The organism is uncultured Campylobacter sp. (assembly GCF_905372745.1).
GTDB lineage: Bacteria > Campylobacterota > Campylobacteria > Campylobacterales > Campylobacteraceae > Campylobacter_A.
The window spans coordinates 1-19,363 of the sequence record NZ_CAJPQR010000001.1 but is presented as its reverse complement, the minus strand read 5'-3'; the positions used below and the strand labels follow the sequence as shown (position 1 = coordinate 19,363).

The window sequence follows — 19,363 nt, the reverse complement described above, 5'->3', positions numbered from 1 at the left end:
TAAAGCAAGTCGCAGATAAAGGAAGGATAAAAATGGCAAAAAGTAAAAACGCTACTCCGGCAATAGTCGCGTATGATCCATACTTGCAAACATCTTTTGCTTTTTCCGACAACAAAATTCAACCCGTGGAATTAAGCAAAGCCAATAAAAATAGCTATTTTGTGTCATACATAAAATATAAAGATCTTATTGTAGGAAATGTGGAGATACCGTCCACAACCGAAGAAGACGATGTATCGAATTTAATCACGATTAAAGCCTATGAATTATTTAGTTTGGATCCGGCAGCCGAATACAAAATAGTATATAACGAATTTAACGGGCTTTCGTCCGAAAATAAAATTTTCAATGTCTTTATATCAGATGTATTATCAAGCGATAAATTATTTTCGCTATTTGTCAAAAAAGTACCGTATATAGACTATGTAGTAGCCGCCCCTTTGACTTTTGAGGCGCTGTATAAGAAAAATATACTATCAGCCCAAAATGTAGACGCATTTATAGTAATGCAAGAAGACGATGCCTTTATAGCCGTATATCAAAACGGCGAATATGCGCAATCAAGGCCGTTTAGGTACTCATCAAAAACTATAAGCGAAAAATTTTCCACACTAAGCGGCGATAAGTTAAATGATAGCTCTTTTTTTAATATCATAAAAGACGGTACAAATACGCCAGATGAAAGGAATAAGTCTCTTATAATAGAAATTTTTGATGAGATAATTTATTATACTAGCGATGTAATTGATAGCTTAAATAGATTTGGCGGGGCCAATATATCAAATTTATATATAGTCTCAGATATCCCGATGGGAGATTTTTGCGAATGCATTAAAGAAAAAATTGGCTTAATCGCAAGCAACCTTAATGTTTCAGTAGCCATAAACTCAAAAGAAGTTCAAGCCAGTACCCTAAATGAAATCTTAGTAGTTAATGCGCAGTACCATCAAGAGACTCGCGACAATAGCTTCAACTTTTCAAATTTTTTAAGGCCGCTTCCGTTATTTCAACGCAGTAGCGGTAAGCTAATAATGTATTCTCTGCTGGGTATTTTAGGCGGTATAGCTTGGCCGATATATCTTTACGTTTTTGCTACGATAACAGATATAGATACGGCTGACAAGAGAAGCGAGCTTGAAGTAAACCAGAGAGACTTACAGAGAATAGAAGCAGAGCTAGCAAGGCTACAACAAGAAAAAAACAATATAACCGCAAATATCGGGCTAGAAGAAGAAAAGATGAATTTTAGAAAAAATACGATCTCTGAAATTTATAATAAAAAAGTAGAATATCCTATGAAAAGTATAGTTTTGTTTGAACTTAGTAATCTAATAAACAACAAAGATATACAAACAGCCAAGATAGTGAATTCAAATAGAGATATGAGGATTATGCTAGTTAGCAAGGATGAGAAAAAACTGACTGAACTTATACAAAATATTAGTAATTCAGATAAATACTCTATAACGACAAAAGAGATATCCCTTGACAAAAAATATGGAGTTCCTTCATATGAAACAAATGTTACTATAAAGATAAAATAATGAGAAATGATAATATTTTTACAAAAATCGATAACTATTTCGACAATAAGAAACCAAGTGAAGTTTCCGTAATGCTTCTTGCAAGTCTAATACTTAGCGGAGTCGTTATATACTATGCAATCATGCCGTATGCACAAGAGTACCATGACAGCTCAATGTCTGAAAATAGCTCTGTGACAACCGAGCTAAACGAAGTTAATAATAAGCTTGATAGCTTAAGTTTAAATAACGATAGAAATAACGATAGAAATTTCAAAATAAATCAAGAAAAAAATGATATTAGACAATTACAGATAAAACTTGCAGATACGCAAAAAATGAACCAGTACTTTGATGATAAGCTAAAAGAGTTATCTTACTTGATATTTAGCGAACAAAGCTGGGCCGACTTTTTAGATAACTTAGCTTTACTAGCAAATAAAAATAATGTAAAAATAACAAAAATATCAAACACCTTTAAGGAACCTAGCGCCGAAAAGATAGAGCAAATGCTAGATATAAACATATCGGTGGACGGTGGCTTTAAAGATATAGTAGGATATATTAATGCCATTGAAGAATCAAAATTAGTTGTTGATGTGAGCAATATAGACATCAATTCCACAAACGGAAAACTTAAGGGCAATCTAGGAGTATATGTATGGGGGATGAAATATCAATGAAAACATACGGCATTACTTTACTATTGTTAGCAAATTTAGCATCTTTTGCCAGCGATACCCAAAGCGAAATTGAGGGGTATGAGAATAAATTTGCGGCTATAAACAAAGAGAGGAAGGGACTTGATGCTTCTGATTTAAATAAGCTGTCGGATCCTTTTCTTAAAACAAAAGCTGCCGTCTATAACACTGAAAGTAACTCTACGGCTAGTATATTTGAATTACAAGCTTTATTTAATAATAAAGCAAAAATTAATGGAAAATGGTATCAAATAAGAGATAAAATAGGCGAATATGAACTATCGGCAATCAGAGGATCAAGTGCTATCCTAGCAAATAAAGAACAAAAAATAGATTTAAATTTAAAAAAAGGGGAAAATAAAAATGTTATCATTAAAATTAAATAAAATCATACCTATTTCTATATTTACGGCGTTAACATTATCTTCACTTAGTGCCGGTAGCTGTGATAATAGGGTATTTAATCTTAAAATAAACGAGCAAGTTACAGTACAAGAGATACTAACCCAACTCTCAGATATGTGTCATTTTAGTATCGTATCAAAAGATCAGTTTGCAAAAGATGCAATAGGTGAGCAAATCTTTGGCGTAAACATAAAAGATAAAACGCTAAATGAAATTTTTGCTTTATTGCTATCTGAAAAAGATATGAGCTATACGTTTTCTCAAGATGTGTTAAAAATTTCTTCTCTTCAAACAAAGACTTTTAAGATCGATTACATAACTTCCATTAGAGAGGGTACCGCAATAACAAAAGCATCTGTTGATTCAGCGCCCACAGAAGTTGGAGAAGAGCAAGAAGATCAGGCTGCCGGAGATATCGGTAGCGGCGGTGGTAAGCTTGATAATATTATAAAGACTACAGAAAAATTTGATTTTTGGGAAAAGCTTGATACAGAGATAAAAGCCATCCTAAATAATACCACAGAAAGTATAGTTGCACCAGATCCTGTTATTAATGCAAATGCAGGACTAGTAACGGTTACTGGTACTGCGGCTCAGCTAAGGAGGGTTTCCGAATACATTAAAGATATACAAGAAAGGCTAAAAAAACAGGTAGTGATTGACGTATCAATAATATCTGTCGAACTTGCAAATAGCTACACAAAAGGCGTGGATTGGAGTAAATTTAATATAGGATTTAAAACTGGACTATATAACCGTCCAGTTACAACCGGAGTAACAGAAACAGTAGGACAAGATGCCAACGGAAATCCTACAACTACATTGAGTAGAACTTATGGATTAATACCTGCAAATGATCTATTTTGGTCAAATAGAGGAAATGGTCTTGGAGGCGGTTTTTCTCAAAGTATGAATTTGATTGCCGGATTTAACTTTAACCTAGATGGCGTACTCAATTTCCTTGAAACTAATGGCCGCACAAAGATAGTATCAAGCCCTAAAATTACAACACTAAACAATCAACAAGCTTTAATATCCGTAGGCGACAATGTAAACTATCGCGTCCAGCAAGAAAGTCAAAACAATAATTCCCTAAGCGGTAGGACTACCGTTACATATAAGCAGTATTCTGTATTTATAGGTATATTACTAAATATTCTACCGGAAGTTTCAGACGACAATAAGATTATGCTTAGAATAAACCCGTCATTAAGTAGTTTTAAATACAATGAAGACGATACTAGACAAAGTACCGCCATACGTGAAATAGCTCCAGATACTGTACAGAAAAAACTTTCGACAGTAGTACAGGTTAATAGCGGCGATACTATTGTTTTAGGAGGTCTTATAGCTCAATCCAAAGGTAAAGACAATACCAAAGTTCCTTTTTTAGGAGATATTCCAGTTCTCGGGAATGCTTTCAAGAGCACAAAAGATAGTCTAAGAACTACTGAACTTGTTTTTATAATAACCCCAAGAATAGTTGATATATCAAATCCAACGCCGATAAATCAATCACTAAAAGATTTGGGATTTTCAAGGTCGATATATGAGCGGTAACAAATATACTACTATAAAAAATATTTTTGCCGATATAGGGCAAGAATCAGACTATATCAATTTGGATAAGTCTATAGTAGCATATAAGAAAATTTTGGATTTATTGCAAAAACCGGTAAAGCTTATCGTATTTTACGGTAAGCCTGGGTGTGGCAAAACCTTTTTATTAAAAAAGATAGTCTCAGACCTAAAAGAGCAAGGTGATATAGTTTTTTTCCCTTATCCTTTTTTCAATGAAGCGGAATTCGTAACGTCGTTATATGAAGGAATTTTTAAAAAGGAACCTCAAGAAAAGATAGGGAGTTACGAGCAATTTATTAAAATATACAAAGCAAAAACAGATGACGTGCAAGATAGAAAACCGGTAGTAGTCATACTAGATGAATCTCAGTTGTATCCAGAAATTTTACTGGAGAAGATTCGCATAATGTCAGATAGCGGATTATTTAAATTTTTATTTGCTACGCATGAGTATATAGACAAAGATATACTTTCAAGAGATTATTTTAAGACTAGAGTATGGGAAAATATCGAAATGGGATCTGTTGATGTCGGCGAGATGAAGGTTTATTTGGAGAATAAATTTCAGAACAATCAGTTTTATTATATTTTTTCAAAATTTACGGAAAGTCAGTTTGAAATTTTAAATAGTTTAAGCAAGGGTAATTTAAGGATGTTAAATAAGCTTATGTTTAATATTTTTGAACTTTACGAGTATTTTGACGCAAATCAACCTACTATAATAGGAGGCAATACGATGGTAACTAAAATAATAGAAATGGCAGCCATTAAATCGGAGCTTATAGATGCTTGAGACATACGAAGTATTGGAGCTAGAAAGGCGATGGAGAGCCTATGACAAGAAAAGAAAAGAGTTTAAGTTTAAAGACAAAAAAAATTATATTTACGCAGTATCTGCCGTACTTGCTATATCCGTATCGGTATCATCGCTTACATTTTATCTACTAAAGGATTCACTGGTTAGCGGCGTTGCTAGTAGCGCTATAAGTAACGAAATTAAAGAGCCAAGTAAAGACTCTAAACATTCAGAGATTAACGAACAAAAGAGAAATCTAGACCCATCAGATAATACTCTTTTAAATTCGGACAATTTTGGTATAAATGAAAACCTGCCTGAAAAGCAAAATAGCAATGTCAGTATAGCTGGAGATATTGATCCGCAAGAAGAGCAACACGGTTGGGTAAATGTCAATGATTTGCCAAGTAGTGCAGACCCTATCGGTAGTTTTTCAGGAGCTAAAAATATAGGCGGTAAACAAATTGCCGTAAAAACACCTACAGAAGAAAAGATAAATTTTGATTCTGATGGTTCCTTTTCATCAAAAAATACATCAAGCGGGCAAGGCATTAATAAATTTCAAATACAGTCATCTGCCTCAGAGGTTTCAGTTGATGAGTTAAAGGCAAAATTTGATAAAGCTAACAGTTCAGACATAGCCGTCTTGATAGCAAAAAGATACTACAGCACAAAAGATTATCAAAATAGTGAAAAATGGGCTCTAATCGCTAATGAATTGGATAGCAATAACGAAGAAAGTTGGATTATATTTGCTAAATCTAAATATAATCTTAAGCAAAAAAACGATGCCATAAGCGTTTTAAAAATTTATAACGATAAGGCAAATTCTGCCAATATCGAAGATTTAATGAAAAAGATAGAAGACGATACTGCACTGTAAAATTTATGTAGTATCTTACTTAATGTATTTTATTTTAGGAAATAAAAGGATATTTTTTAGTGAAAAAAGTTTATGAACTATTTTTAGCTACTGCGCAAAAAAATGAATTAATATCGAATACTCAGTATCAAAATATCACAATGCAGTTAAAAGAAAAAGATGATTTTGAAACAATAATCCACCAAGAAATACCAGACTTAAAAGACGAACTCGTCTACGATATCTTAGGTGAATTGTATAAAAAACAAAGATTAAATATAAATGAAATAACAGAGAATTTTGCAGTAAATTTAAAAGATTTTCTAAAATATATAGCTTCTAAATTTAAACTAGAGTATATTGAACTAGATAATGTGGACATAGATTATAGGCTTTGCGAAAAAGCACCATTGACGCAACTTAAAACGCACGAAGCCCTTCCTGTCAAAGAAGATGAAATTGCGGTATATGTCGCCTTTAAAAATCCATTTGATATGTCAGCCCAAGATAGGCTTCAGTCTATATTTAGCAGAAAGCTACTAAAAACCGTTATTGCAGATCCTGCCAAAATAGACAAATATCTTAGCAAAGTCGAGCTAAACGATAGCGTCAAAGGCATCGTAGCAGAAATTAGAAAAGAGCTCTCGTCTACAACGGTTATTGGCGGTAATGCCGACGAAAATAGTTCTGGTATTTTAAAACTTATTGAAGTTATCTTAAGAACATCTATCGTTAGTAGGGCAAGCGATATACATATAGAAGCTACTACGACAAACTGCGTCGTCAGAGGTCGTATAGACGGCATGCTAGCCGAGCTTTTTATATTTGACAAAGACTTATTTCCCCCTTTAGTATCGCGTATGAAGCTACTTTCTAATATGGATATAGCAGAGCGTAGAAAACCTCAAGACGGTCGATTTTCAGCTCAAGTAGCAGGCAAAGAATACGATTTTCGTATCTCTACATTGCCTATTTTACATGGCGAAAGTATAGTTTTACGTATCCTAGATAAGTCAAAAGTTCTAATAAGCCTTGAGAATTTAGGTATGCATCCGGCTACTTTTGAGAAATTTAACAAAGCAATGAAGGCACCTTACGGTATTATATTGGTTACCGGCCCGACCGGCTCCGGTAAAACAACTACGCTATATGCGGCTCTAAACGATATAAAAAGCGTAGAGACTAAGATCATTACAGTTGAAGATCCGGTGGAATATCAACTAAATATGATTCAACAAGTCCACGTCAATGAAAAAGTCGGTCTTTCGTTTGCCGCCGCTCTTCGCTCTATTTTAAGACAAGATCCCGACATTATAATGATAGGCGAGATCAGAGACCAGGAAACTCTTCGCATTGCTATTCAAGCAGCCTTAACCGGTCACTTAGTATTTTCAACGCTGCATACGAACGATGCGATAAGCGCGGTTACTAGAATAGCAGATATGGGCATAGAACCTTATCTTATTAGTGGAGCGTTGGTAGCCATAGAGGCTCAAAGACTTGTAAGAAAATTATGTCCGAACTGCAAACAAAAGACGATTTTACCTTCAAATTTACAAGAGCAGTTTAAAGACTTTTTACCGCAAGAATATCAGTTTTACAAACATGTCGGTTGCGATCAATGCTCTCAAACGGGATATATGGGCCGAGAAATGATAAGCGAGGTTTTACCGATAAGCGATACTATTTCAGCAATGATAGCAAACGGTACGACAAAAGAAGCCATTAAAGAAGTTGCATACAGAGAACACTTTATAGATATGTTTAAAGACGGAATCATAAGAGCAGCTAGAGGCGTTACAACGATAGATGAAGTATTTAGGGTGGCTAAAATATGAAATTTTTTGAAGTAGAATATATGGCTAACGGTCGTAGGCAAAAGATGACCCTAAAGGCCAATAATAAAAGCGAGGCGCAAGCCATAGCAAAAACTAGGAATGCCGGCGTAGTCGTAAAAGTCGGAGAAACAAAAAATGTTCCCATTCAAGAACAGTTTGGAGATTTGGTAGAAAAAATGTCCGTCTTTTTAGGCGGCTCAAAGATAAAGATAAATAATCTAATTGCTTCTTTTAGACAATTAAGCGTTATGACAAATGCCGGAATTTCAATCCACGACAGCATAAAAGAGGTGGCAAAGTCAACGGAAGATAAAAAACTAAAGGCGATATTTACGACGCTAAACGACGATCTTAACCAAGGTCAAAGCCTTACCGATGCTATTATGAAATTTAAAAATCAATTAGGCGATGTAGTTATAGCCATGATAAAACTAGGTGAAAATACAGGTAATATGTCGGAGTCTTTACAAAAACTATCTGATATATTGCAAGAAATTTGGGAAAATCAGAGAAAATTTAAAAAAGCTATGAGATATCCCATAACCGTAATGTCGGCTATGGCCATTGCCTTTATAGTACTTATGATGTATGTCGTACCTAAATTTAGAGAGATTTTTGAGCAACTTGGGGCAGATCTACCAACCCCGACTATTATCCTACTCGGCATAGAAAGCGCTCTTAGTAATTACGGTCTTTATATGTTAATTGGTTTTATAGCTACTATTTTCATTATGAAGCATCTATATAAAACCAATCAAGATTTTAAGTATGGCTTTGATAAATTTTTATTAAAGGTGTACTTAATAAATAAAATCATATTTTATTCTACCATGAATAGATTTAACCTAATTTTTACAGAACTAGTTAGAGCCGGTATCCCGATAGCGGAGGCTTTGGAAACGGCGACATTGACAGTTGACAACCAAGAAATACACGATAAGCTCGCAACTATAAAAATAGCCGTCCAAAGAGGTATATCACTAACTGAAGCTATGAGAGATACCGAACTTTACGAGAGTATGCTTATTCAGATGCTAAGCGCAGGAGAAAGAGGCGGTGCAATAGACGCAATGCTTGAGAAAGTAACGGATTATTACAAAGCCAAATTTAGCGACCTAGTAGATAATATATCAGGCTATATAGAGCCTATTATGCTTTTGTTTATGGCGGCCATGGTTATACTCTTGGCTCTTGGTATATTTATGCCTATGTGGGATCTTGGAAATGCGGTTCAGGGTCGCAAATAAGAAATAGGAAAAAGGAAGAAAGCTAATGCAACAAAACTTTCAGGAAAGACAGGTAAATAGCGATGCTTTTTTGGTCTCTAAAACAGATACCAAGGGCAGAATAATATACTGCAACATACCTTTTGCTCAAATAGTAGGAGCAAAAGGTAACGAGCTTATCGGTAAGCCTCACAACATCGTAAGGCATCCTGATATGCCTCGCATAGTATTTAAAATTTTATGGGAGTATGTAAAAAATAAAAAAGAAGTTTTTGCCTATGTTAAAAACAAAAGCTTTGACGGTTCTTTTTACTGGGTATTTGCCAACGTAACCGCATCCCTGGATCAAAATGGCGAAATTATCGGTTATTATTCTGTTCGCCGTAAGCCCAATCCAAAAGCGCTAGATGTTATTATACCGCTCTACAAGCAACTTTTAGAAGCCGAAAAAAACGGCGGAATGGATGCTTCATCAAAACTTCTTGACAGCATATTACAAGAAAAAAATAAAAGCTACGATGAGCTAATGAATAACTTGCAAAGACTATAAACCAAGGAAAAAAATGTTTTTTAAGAAAGAAAAAGTAAATTACGATGAAATTTTAAACGTAGTCGAGCAGGCCAGAAACGGCTTTTTAGAACCTAGAATTTTACAAATCGATCCAAATTCGCAGATTGGTAAAATCGCCCTTGGAATAAACGATTTGCTTGATCAAATCGAAGCTTTACAGCGAGAAATGGGAACTTGCGTAAAATCTGCAGAAAGCGGAATAACATATAGGAATATCTTTACGGAAGGTTTTCGCGGCCTTTTTAAAAGTAACGCCGTTTCGATGAGCGAGGGCGTAGAGGGCATAAAAGCCGGACAAAAAGGCAAGGTAAGAGGTCTGCTTTCGGAAAAATTTAGCGAATTAGGAAACGGTAACGACGGTATTTTGGAAGTACAAAACGACCTAAATCAAAGCATTAAAAATCTAACTCAAATAGCGACTATGGCGCAAGATACTTCATCTAAGGCAAACGAAAGTATGTCCGCGGTAAGCGAGCTAAGCGTTAATATGGGCGACCTTGAACTCCTAATAAGCCAGTCTACGGAAGCTATTAGAAATTTAACGCATAGAACCGAGGAGATTTCTTCGGTTGTAAATTTAATCAAAGATATCGCCGAGCAGACGAATTTACTTGCTCTTAACGCCGCTATAGAAGCCGCTAGAGCCGGCGAACACGGTAGAGGATTTGCCGTCGTTGCCGACGAGGTACGCAAACTAGCCGAAAATACGCAAAAGGCCACTAGCGAGATAGGTATAAACATCCAAACTCTTCAGCAACAGACAAACGATTTAAACGAAAATTCCAACAAAATCACGCAAATAGCGCAAGTAGCCAATGTAAGCGTAGCTAAATTTAAAGATGCCGTAAACGTCTTTAGCCAGGGCGCGACGCAGAGCGCAAAAATTTCAAAATACGTCGAAAATAAAACCATCGGCATCATCGGTAAGATTAACCGCGTAACGTATTTGCAAACGGCTTACTCTAACGTTATAAACGAAAGAGGATATGATGAAAATATGGAGCGTCAGGTTCAAAATTTAAACGCATGGTATGAGAGCGCCGCGCCGTATTTCGCAAACTCAAAAAGCTTTGAAAAAGCTAGCGTACCGGCAACACAAATCAGCGACCTAGTAATGGCAAATCTAGAAGAGTCAAAGAACGGATACGACATAAAAGATATCCAAAAATTCGTCGATAGATTTACAAAAGTCAAACAAGCAAGCGGCGAGATATTTAAAATCATAGACTTGGCCATAGAAGAAAGCGCCAAATAAAAAACCTTGGAATTTAAGTCATTTGGCTTAAATTCCAAGCCTATATACAGCAAATGTCGCCCAAGTATCGAATTTGCGCTAAATAAGCTTGAGCGGATTATTATCCGCTACTTCATCTTGCTATATATAACTCTTATAGATTTTAAAATAATGCAATACAACCTTTTTATCAAAACTTCATCGCAAGCGCTTTGCTTATTTTGTATCTTTGGTGTTGCCATATATCCAAACCCAGCCTCTCTACATCCATAGCTAAGCCGCATAAAGCAAAATATGTTCTTTAAATGAAGTGTAAAATTTACTTTTACTTAGCGTTATCATTGCGCTATGCTTGAGAAGTTACTTTTAAATTTAGCTAATCTATATTTAGCATGCCTTTGTCTGCTTGTAGCGATAAAGCAAGTCGAGGCTCCCTGCTAGCTTTGCTTTGTTTGCCACTAATAAAACGTGCCATATTAAAGGAACTATGATAATATAGGTATTAACTAAACTTACCAGCATAGCAGACCAAGTATAAACTCCTTGCCGTCGCGCTTTAGCATATCTACTTCGCTATGTTTACGCTTTTTAAAAATATAGTTAAGTTAAAAACTTTTAAGAAATATCGCCGTTCTCTCCAAAATTTAAAGCGCAAGGTTTGCCAATCCAACCAAAAATCAAATGCAAAGCCGCAAATTTTAAATACCAAACTAAACAATGGCTGGAAATTTTACCAACTTGAAATTTAACCGGATTTAGACCCAAAACCCGCTAACCTCGGCTGATTTAAAGGCGACACGCATTAAAATTTTACGATTTATTTTATACCGATCAAAATATAAAGACAAAAACTAGTTTCCGTTTACCGAGACTTGAAGCTGAACTCGGTCAAATAGTCCTGACAATCGGCGTTTTAGCTTATTTATACCTAAAATTTACAAGCTTTTTATAAAAATTCGTAGATAAGTACAGCCGCTAAATTTAACAAGCGCAAGCAAAAGCCCAAGTATGGCTAGCCGCTAAATTTGCCGAAATCGCGCTAAATCGCTAGCAACGGCACATTGAAAGTACTTGCATAAAATCTCGAAATACAAATTTATGAAAGGCAAAAACCCGTAATTTGCTAAATTTACCTTAGAAACGGCGTACAAAATGCGCCGATAAAAACCGTAAGTAGTGAAACATAATAAGTTTGCGCCCGCTATTTAAGCATTTTAATTTTAGCCAACTTAACAAAAAGTAAAAGCAAGCGACGCTCGCCTGCCCTCACCTCAAATTTGACCAAATCCCAAAGCAAATTCGGTCAAATTTAAATGCAAATTTAGCCCAGCAACCTCTTTGCGCACTCGCTTATACTCTTTCCGTCGCTTCTGGCTCCGATTTTTTCTTTGGCCGCTTTCATTACAGTGCCGATATTTGCGCCCTCGCCAAGGCCTGCGATGATCGCTTTTATCTCGGCCTCCAGCTCGTCTGCGCTTAGTTGCTTCGGTAGATAGCCGTTTATGATGTCGATCTCTTTTTGCTCGTTTTGTGCCAGATCATCCCTATCGCCGTTTTTATACTGCTCGATAGAGTCCATGCGGCGTTTGATCTGAGTTTGCAAGATCGGTAGCACCTTTTCGTCGGTCATCTCGGCGCGCTCATCGACTTCGACTTGTTTGATGACCGAGTTTATGAGCCTTAGCGTATCGCGGCGAAAGTTATCTTTTTCTTTCATCGCAGTCTTGATATCATCTAAAATTTTCTCTCTGATAGTCACTTTTTCTCCTTTAAATTTAAGTGGTCGAATTATAACGAAGCTAAAATTTAAAGCTAATAAAACCGCCTAAATTTGGCTTGCTTAAGAAAAATGTAGCTATAATTAACCATTCATTTTTAAAAGGACTTGCTTGAGAAGCGACAATCTTTTTGCCTTTGCGATCTTTATAATTACCGCGTTTGGATTTTTCATTTGGGGCTATCAGTACATCCCAACTCATCACTTTTTGCTTTTCAGTATCGCTAGTATTTTCGGTATCTTTATGGCGTTTAATATCGGCGGCAACGACGTCGCAAACTCCTTTGGCACGAGCGTAGGCGCCAAGACCGTCACGATAAAGCAAGCCCTAGTTATAGCCGCTATTTTCGAGCTCAGCGGCGCGATATTCGCCGGCGGAGAGGTAACCAAAACCATCCGCGAGGGCATCGTGAGCTTCCCGCAGGAGGGCACCGAGCCGATGCTTTTTGTGCTGATTATGATGTCGGCGCTTTTGAGCTCCGGTATTTGGCTATTTATCGCGTCTAAAAAAGGCCTACCTATCTCCACGACGCACTCGATCGTGGGCGGTATCGTCGGCGCCGGGCTTACCATGGGCTTTACGACGATGGGCGGAGATAAGGCTCTAGCTATGGTTTCCTGGGGTGAGATAGGTAGGATCGCCGTGAGCTGGGTGATCTCGCCGCTGCTAGGAGGCATCCTTTCTTACTTCATTTACGGCTACATAAAATCTAAAATTTTGATTCCTACTCGCAAATTTACCCTTGAGCTAAAGGTACTAAAACGCGAGCGTAAAGCCTACAAAGAGCGCTATCTGCAAGAGCTAAAAACAAAACCCGAAAGCGAACAGATAAGAATACTAAGCAAGATCGCGGTCCTTGACGAGGATGACGTTGAAAGTGGCGAACGCAGCGAATACAAGCTCGCCATCAAAGCCATGAAAGAGCGCGAAAAAGAGATCGACACGTCAAAAGCCATGCGCAAACACATCCCGATGGTGGCGGGCATCGGCGCGATCATCATCTCCTCGATGATGCTATTTAAGGGCCTAGCGCACCTAAATCTAGACATCGGATTCATCGGCACGATCTGGATCATATGCGTCATCGGTATCGTCACATATCTCGCCACGCTTGCGATGATAAACGTGATGAAAAAAGATAACGCAGAAAAGAGCACGAACCGCATTTTTTCGTGGTTTCAGATATTTACGGCCTCCTCGTTCGCCTTCTCTCACGGCGCAAACGACATCGCAAACGCCGTGGGCCCATTTGCCGCGATCCTAGACGTACTAAAAACAGGCTCCATAAACGCCACCGCTCCGGTGCCGGGCATCGCGATGGTGACGTTTGGTATCTCGCTTGTTGTCGGGCTTTGGTTTCTAGGCAAAGAGGTCATCACCACGATCGGTAGCAAGCTGGCCGAGATCCTACCTACGACGGGCTTTAGTGCCGAGCTAGCCGCTAGTACCGTTATCCTGCTAGCTACCAAGCTAGGTATCCCTGTTTCCTCGACGCACATCCTCATCGGTGCGGTGCTTGGCATCGGTATCCTAAACCGCGACGCCAACTGGAAAATGGTCAAACCTATCGTGCTTGCATGGGTCATCACTTTACCTATCGCAGGCGGCTCGGCGGCGCTCATTTATATGCTGTTAAAAACGGTGCTAGGATTATAAATTTAACCCGTAGTTTGGGCGCGGATTTGTCGTTTGCTTGCGTAAATTTTAATCTAAAGCTCGTAAAATCGTCGCCGATTTTATAAAATTGGGCTAAATTTAGCACGCTCTTTGCCGTGCAAATTTGCGTTTAAAATTTATCGCTTGCATTCGGCATTTGCGCTCAGTCGGTAATTTTTAAAAAGGAAAAATATGAGTAAAATTTTATCCGCCGCGCTTGCGGCCTCGCTTGCTTTTACGATCATAAACGCGCAAGGATACGCAGCTATGAAACAAGAAGATCCCGCGATATCCACGAAAACGCCGATGCCTAGGGCAGATGCGTTAAATTTTACGCCGAGCAAAAATGCTAAATTCGTATCGCAAACGGCCGACGATGCGCCCCAAAAAGTAAATTCCGTCGATATCTACGTCTCAAATCTCTACTCGGCAAGCGGCGGCATGCCTAATTACGTACGCGTTTACGATGCGATAGATGGCCTACTCATGGAAAATAACGTAGAAAGTCTGCAAAAGGCGATAAAAATCATCGAGGACGCGCCGGGGCTAGTCGCGCCTAGCACGTTAATGACGGTTGCCGCGCGCGCCTTTGATCTGGGGCTAAAGGACGAGGCGGCATTTTGGTTTTATGCCGGCAAAAATAGATTCATCGTTTTTACCGAGGTCTTAGACGTAAAAGACCCGGTATTTGCCTCCACTATGGACGTAAATTTAGCCTTCGTTAAGCTTGTAGGCGACGTGATAAATCCCTACGCCTTTTGCGATCTAAAAAAGCAACGAGCCGCCGTTTCGCGGGCAAACGAATGGACGAAAGCCCACCCTTACGAGGCGGTGTTTTTAGAGCGATTTCCGTCTAAATTTAAAGATCGCAAAGCCGCGCTCAAAAATGCCGAAGGCTTACTAGAAAAAAGCCTGCAAAAGCAAGACGAGTATTTTGCGGATCCTAAAAATAAAGAAGAATTTTTTAAAAAACGCAAGCAAAATCGCGCCGACGAGAGATTTTGCGACTAAATTTCGCGGCTAATCTCAAACTAAATTTAAACGCGTCGACTAAATTTGCAGATAAATTTTGCACTCTAGGCAAAACGGATAAACAAGCTTAAATTTAGCCTAAATTCGCGGTTAAATCTAACAAGCGCGCAAAATCATGCTAAATCAGCCGGAATGCATATCGGTTTTGCGGATGCAAAGCGGCAAAAATCTAAAGCCTAAATTTAGACGAAGCGGTTTTATAAATTTAGCTTAAAATTTCGCGGCTAAAATTATATCAATCGCCGCACATAAAGCGATAAGAGCTTAAAAACGCGGCTCTGAGTTTAAGCTAAAAAGCAAGCAGCCGCCACAAGTCAAACGCGCTAAAAAGCGGAAAACAAACGAAAGGAGCAGACGATGGATACAAACGAAAAGTCCGAAAACGGCTTTAGCATTCGCGACTCGTTTTTTAAATCAAGACGCGACGATTTGCATTCCCTTCGCACCCCCCCCCATAGCCTTGAGCGCACGGGCCACCGAAATAGGCGAATTTACGCGAGGGTTTTGCGGTAAATTTAAACAAATACAAACTCAAATTAAAGGAAAAATATGGGACTATTTAAAAAGATATTAGGCGACGAGTCGGACGCAAAAAACAGCAAAGGCGCAAACAAAGAAGAAAACGAACCTGTGTTTTATGCAGACGGCGAAGACGCGGCGATGCTAGAGGCTTTTAGGCAGGCTAGAGAGAGCTTTGGGTACTTTTGGCGCGAGCTATACTGGGAAAATCACCGCATTATCCCGGGGCTTGACTTCGCTTGCGTCAAGGTTGCCTTTTCGCAAGATATCGGCGGCCATACGGAGGTCGAGCACATGTGGATAAACGACGTGTATTTTGACGGCGAGCGCGTTTACGGCGTGCTGGCCAACGACCCAGGCATACTAACTAGCGTCGCAAGCGGCGACGAAGTCGCGGTGCCGCTAGAGCAAATCAGCGACTGGATGTTTGCGGTAGACGGTAGAGCATACGGCGGCTTTAGCGTGCAAGCCATGCGTAAAGCTATGGGTAAGGACGAGCGTGCCGAACACGACGAGGCATGGGGGCTGGATTTCGGCGATCCGGACGTAGTTTTGCTAGCCTACGAGCAAGATACGCATCCGCAAAATCTCATCGAGCATCCGATGAGCGTAAATATGAAAGAAGAGTTGCAAAAGTTTTTAAGCCAAAATCCAAAAGAGATAACGCAGGCCGACGATGAGGGCTATACGATGCTCCACCGCGAGGCGATTGCCGGCAACCGTACGGCGGTCGAGATTTTGCTCGCTAAGGGCGCTGATAAAAACGCTAAAAATATCCACGGCAAAACCGCACTAGACTACGCTAGGGCGCTTGGCTGGGATCACGTAGTGCAGGCGCTTAACGAGTAGTTTATACTCGCAAGAAAGCTTAAATTTACGGCTCAAATTTCACTTTGCGAGCTTATAGCGCCGCGCACGCGGCTCTTTGCCGTCGGTAAATTGGCCTAGTGTCGTATAAAAGCAAAATCGCGGTTACTGGCTTACAAAAGAATTTAACAGCCCGCTATCTCTTTAGATGCTTCTTCTACGACTAGGTTTAGCTCATCGTTATTTATCGTTGCGTTGTTATCGCTCTGCGGCATTTTTACTACTTAATTTTTGGATTAGTTTATTGGATATTAGCTTTTCTTTGTCTTGACTGCTTATATTGGCGTCGATATAGATTACCTTTGCGGGGTTGTTTTTGTGCGCTTCTAAAAACTGCCGTACATATTCCCATCTTTTTTCTTCATTTGCCCATTTTACAAAAGATTCGGTATCTTTAAACGTAGAATTTTCATCTGAACAATGTTGCTTATAGTAGTCTATCTCTTTGTCAAATTCTTCTATCTTTTTCGGGTCTATCGGCTTTGGTTTGTATTGTAAGAGGCCGTCTTGATATATGTGCCAGTAAGGAGCATATTTGTATTTATCATACTTTTTCTTTATCTTTTCTTCGGCCTCTTCGTCTCTGCCTTGATTCATTTTATAGATGTATTTTTCTTTGTCTTCAACTGCCCACTTGTGTCTTATATAGCATTTTTTATACGCCTCTTTCAGCTCCTTGCTAGTAAGTAGGTTGCCCCGAAATGTTGTTGTCTAGTAGCAAATTTAGCATAGGTTCGTAGTTTGGCATATATTCCATATCTTTAAAATAGTTGCCATTCTCGTCAAAATACCCCATACTAAATAGTATTTGTAGCATCTCGGTAAAGTTGCCAAAGGTAATATAATCAAAAGGCAATATCCAGCCTTTTGAGCCTTCGTTTTTCTGACCGTATTTTACTTCATACTCTACAAATATATTATCTCCGTTGATAGTCAAGCTTTTTATCCTATCGTTTTGGGGCGCTTTTAAATATCTTTGAATTTTTTCTTTATTGCTAAATTTAACTCCGCTATCAAGCAGTAGCTTAACGGTCTTTGTAGAGTTATTTTCTATGCCAGGGGCGAGAGTTTGTAGTTATCTTTCGCATGAGCGTTTGCGCCCATCTCCATGAGTCTTTTTGCCGTGGTTTCGTCGTCATAAAAGCTAGCATACATCAGCGGAGTAGTGCCTGCCTTCATCTTTACGTCGGCGCTAAGCCCGTTTCTTGTCATAAAATTTAAAATCTTATCCGTATCTTTTAGTCTCAGCAAATTTCTTAAAGCGTTAAGGGTGGCGTTGTTTTCCTCGTATTCGTCTATATCCCAGTATCTAAAAGCAAAATCGTCCACTTCCTCTTGCGTTACGTATTTGGCTAGCTCGGAGTTCGGGTCTATCTTGGTGTCCGGCGTGACGGTAAAATGCGTCGGCACTGGGCTTGAGCCAAATTTATCAAATTTAACTCCCAAATACGAAAGATAAAAGAGGACGGCGGTAAAAGCGGCGAGTATAAAGACAGATTGCAAAAAGTTTTTCAATCCAAATTCCTTTAAGTTAAGATTACATTTTATATTCTACTACTAGCGTCTTTAAACAATTCTTTTAAAATACCTTTATAATATTTTACTAAAATTTAAAAAATATACGGCAAAAATATCAAATTTGAAATTAAATTTAGCTTGATTTTATAATCAAAGTTGTAAAATTAACTTAAAAAATATTTAAAAAGAATAGATATGAGTAAAATTAGTGATTGCCTAAATACAGAGCGTTATATAAACAAAAAATCCTATAAATTTAAAAAAGCGTTTACGATGCTAGAACTCGTCATTGTTATAGTCGCAGTAGGCATTTTAGCTTTAGCTGCTTTACCTAGACTAGACCGGGATCAGTTAGGCTCTGCCGTAGACGACATCATGGCTGCCGTTAGAAAAACTCAGCTTTTAGCGATGCAAGATAATACATTCGATCCAACTGATCCAAATTGGTATACGAAGCGTTGGAGAATTAGGGTAAGCAGTAATAGTTATGTAATAAGTAAAAGTGAAATAGGAAGAGATATAGAAGGAGTTTTAGATAAGAAATACGGCGTAACATATGCCGATATCGACTGCCCTGTCGTTTATCAGCCGGATCCAATGCATCAGATAGGTTTTGACGAATACGGTCGTATATTAGACCCTAGAAATTTAGCAAGAGGATATGGTAATGATGCAATAAACAGTGCGTTTTATCAATCTCCTTGTGTAATAAAAGTTGAAACAAAGCACAAAAAAGCCACTATAACCGTTGCCCCAATTACCGGTGCAATGACAGTAAGTTACGAAGATATCTGATTTAATAGTAGATTATAAAAATCTTGACTCAAGACCAAATACTCCTTGGTTTGAGCTTAGGTTAAAGAGAGCCTTATGTATTGTATATAAAAAACTGCACAAGAAACTTAGTATTAAAAACCGTTGAGATAAGTTATTTTGGACTCTTTTTATTACACGGATATCTTTATGCATTTAAAAAAGATTAAAGGCGGGCTAAATTTACGACAAAGCCCGCCAGAGCCAAATTCGGCTTGATTAAAATTTATTTTTCCTTACGTCTGCGACTATCGTTTTAGCCATGTCGTCGATTTGAGACGTGATTTCGTTCGTGGTGCTTACGATACCGATATTTTGCTTGGTTATATCATCTATCTGGCTCACGCTTTGATTTATCATATTTATGCCCTCGCTTTGCTCTCTGATACTCTCGCTCATCTCGTTGATGCTTTGAGCTAGTACGTTTGCGTTAGCTTCGATTT

18 protein-coding genes and 1 pseudogene are annotated in these 19,363 nt (G+C 38.3%); 14 read left to right on the top strand and 5 right to left on the bottom strand.

The features are described 5' to 3' along the window. Positions 1-32 precede the first annotated feature (32 nt). Genes QZ157_RS00095 through QZ157_RS10580 form a run of 10 tightly spaced genes read left to right on the top strand, consistent with a single transcriptional unit; the run spans position 33 to position 10,758 of the window. A complete protein-coding gene (locus QZ157_RS00095; RefSeq protein ID WP_295140177.1) occupies positions 33-1,544 on the top strand; it encodes a hypothetical protein in 1,512 nt (503 codons plus the stop codon). Next, the gene (gene pilO / locus QZ157_RS00090) at positions 1,544-2,206 is read left to right on the top strand and encodes a type 4a pilus biogenesis protein PilO (protein WP_295140174.1); all 663 of its coding nucleotides are present in this window, start codon (positions 1,544-1,546) and stop codon (positions 2,204-2,206) included. The genes QZ157_RS00095 and pilO overlap by 1 nt, the downstream gene beginning before the upstream one ends. Beyond that, the gene (locus QZ157_RS00085; protein ID WP_295140171.1) at positions 2,185-2,610 is read left to right on the top strand and encodes a hypothetical protein; all 426 of its coding nucleotides are present in this window, start codon (positions 2,185-2,187) and stop codon (positions 2,608-2,610) included. Before pilO ends, QZ157_RS00085 begins: the two co-directional genes overlap by 22 nt. Beyond that, the gene (mshL, locus tag QZ157_RS00080; protein WP_295140169.1) at positions 2,588-4,189 is read left to right on the top strand and encodes a pilus (MSHA type) biogenesis protein MshL; all 1,602 of its coding nucleotides are present in this window, start codon (positions 2,588-2,590) and stop codon (positions 4,187-4,189) included. Before QZ157_RS00085 ends, mshL begins: the two co-directional genes overlap by 23 nt. Next, positions 4,179-5,003, top strand: coding sequence for an ATP-binding protein (locus QZ157_RS00075; protein ID WP_295140168.1), 825 nt, complete (start codon positions 4,179-4,181; stop codon positions 5,001-5,003). Before mshL ends, QZ157_RS00075 begins: the two co-directional genes overlap by 11 nt. Beyond that, a complete protein-coding gene (locus QZ157_RS00070) occupies positions 4,996-5,889 on the top strand; it encodes a transformation system protein (RefSeq protein WP_295140165.1) in 894 nt (297 codons plus the stop codon). Before QZ157_RS00075 ends, QZ157_RS00070 begins: the two co-directional genes overlap by 8 nt. Before the next feature lie 59 nt (positions 5,890-5,948). Further along, the gene (locus QZ157_RS00065; protein WP_295140162.1) at positions 5,949-7,706 is read left to right on the top strand and encodes a GspE/PulE family protein; all 1,758 of its coding nucleotides are present in this window, start codon (positions 5,949-5,951) and stop codon (positions 7,704-7,706) included. Then, positions 7,703-8,953: a type II secretion system F family protein gene (locus QZ157_RS00060; RefSeq protein ID WP_295140159.1), complete on the top strand. Its 1,251-nt coding sequence runs from the start codon at positions 7,703-7,705 to the stop codon at positions 8,951-8,953. The genes QZ157_RS00065 and QZ157_RS00060 overlap by 4 nt, the downstream gene beginning before the upstream one ends. A gap of 25 nt (positions 8,954-8,978) precedes the next feature. Next, positions 8,979-9,482 (top strand): PAS domain-containing protein, encoded by a 504-nt coding sequence (locus QZ157_RS00055; protein WP_295140157.1) that lies wholly within the window; start codon positions 8,979-8,981, stop codon positions 9,480-9,482. Positions 9,483-9,495: 13 nt separating this feature from the next. Continuing rightward, positions 9,496-10,758, top strand: coding sequence for a methyl-accepting chemotaxis protein (locus QZ157_RS10580; protein WP_363147455.1), 1,263 nt, complete (start codon positions 9,496-9,498; stop codon positions 10,756-10,758). A gap of 1,300 nt (positions 10,759-12,058) precedes the next feature. On the opposite strand, the gene QZ157_RS00045 is transcribed toward QZ157_RS10580, so the two are convergent. Then, a complete protein-coding gene (locus QZ157_RS00045; protein WP_295140154.1) occupies positions 12,059-12,496 on the bottom strand; it encodes a GatB/YqeY domain-containing protein in 438 nt (145 codons plus the stop codon). Positions 12,497-12,626: 130 nt separating this feature from the next. Here QZ157_RS00045 and QZ157_RS00040 point away from each other — a divergent pair, with 130 nt between their 5' ends. The 3 genes from QZ157_RS00040 to QZ157_RS00030 all read left to right on the top strand — a co-directional run bounded on the left by QZ157_RS00040 (position 12,627) and on the right by QZ157_RS00030 (position 16,571). Next, positions 12,627-14,171: an inorganic phosphate transporter gene (locus QZ157_RS00040; RefSeq protein ID WP_295140151.1), complete on the top strand. Its 1,545-nt coding sequence runs from the start codon at positions 12,627-12,629 to the stop codon at positions 14,169-14,171. 192 nt (positions 14,172-14,363) lie between these two features. After that, the gene (locus tag QZ157_RS00035; RefSeq protein WP_295140148.1) at positions 14,364-15,182 is read left to right on the top strand and encodes a cytochrome-c oxidase; all 819 of its coding nucleotides are present in this window, start codon (positions 14,364-14,366) and stop codon (positions 15,180-15,182) included. A gap of 570 nt (positions 15,183-15,752) precedes the next feature. After that, positions 15,753-16,571: a DUF2314 domain-containing protein gene (locus QZ157_RS00030; RefSeq protein ID WP_295140145.1), complete on the top strand. Its 819-nt coding sequence runs from the start codon at positions 15,753-15,755 to the stop codon at positions 16,569-16,571. Between the two features lie 216 nt (positions 16,572-16,787). Here the strand turns inward: QZ157_RS00030 and QZ157_RS00025 are convergent, their stop codons facing one another. The 3 genes from QZ157_RS00025 to QZ157_RS00015 form a co-directional block, all read right to left on the bottom strand. Next, a complete protein-coding gene (locus QZ157_RS00025) occupies positions 16,788-17,186 on the bottom strand; it encodes a hypothetical protein (protein ID WP_295140143.1) in 399 nt (132 codons plus the stop codon). A gap of 82 nt (positions 17,187-17,268) precedes the next feature. Continuing rightward, the gene (locus tag QZ157_RS00020; protein WP_295140140.1) at positions 17,269-17,526 is read right to left on the bottom strand and encodes a hypothetical protein; all 258 of its coding nucleotides are present in this window, start codon (positions 17,524-17,526) and stop codon (positions 17,269-17,271) included. A 113-nt stretch (positions 17,527-17,639) separates the two neighbouring features. After that, positions 17,640-18,104 carry a hypothetical protein gene (locus QZ157_RS00015; RefSeq protein ID WP_295140138.1) on the bottom strand — a complete coding sequence of 155 codons (465 nt, stop codon included), beginning with the start codon at positions 18,102-18,104 and terminating at the stop codon, positions 17,640-17,642. Positions 18,105-18,302: 198 nt separating this feature from the next. On the opposite strand from QZ157_RS00015, the gene QZ157_RS00010 reads away from it, so the two are divergent. After that, a complete protein-coding gene (locus QZ157_RS00010) occupies positions 18,303-18,902 on the top strand; it encodes a prepilin-type N-terminal cleavage/methylation domain-containing protein (protein WP_295140135.1) in 600 nt (199 codons plus the stop codon). Positions 18,903-19,139: 237 nt separating this feature from the next. Here QZ157_RS00010 and QZ157_RS00005 read toward each other — a convergent pair. Further along, positions 19,140-19,363: pseudogene (locus QZ157_RS00005) on the bottom strand (methyl-accepting chemotaxis protein); the annotation flags it as partial.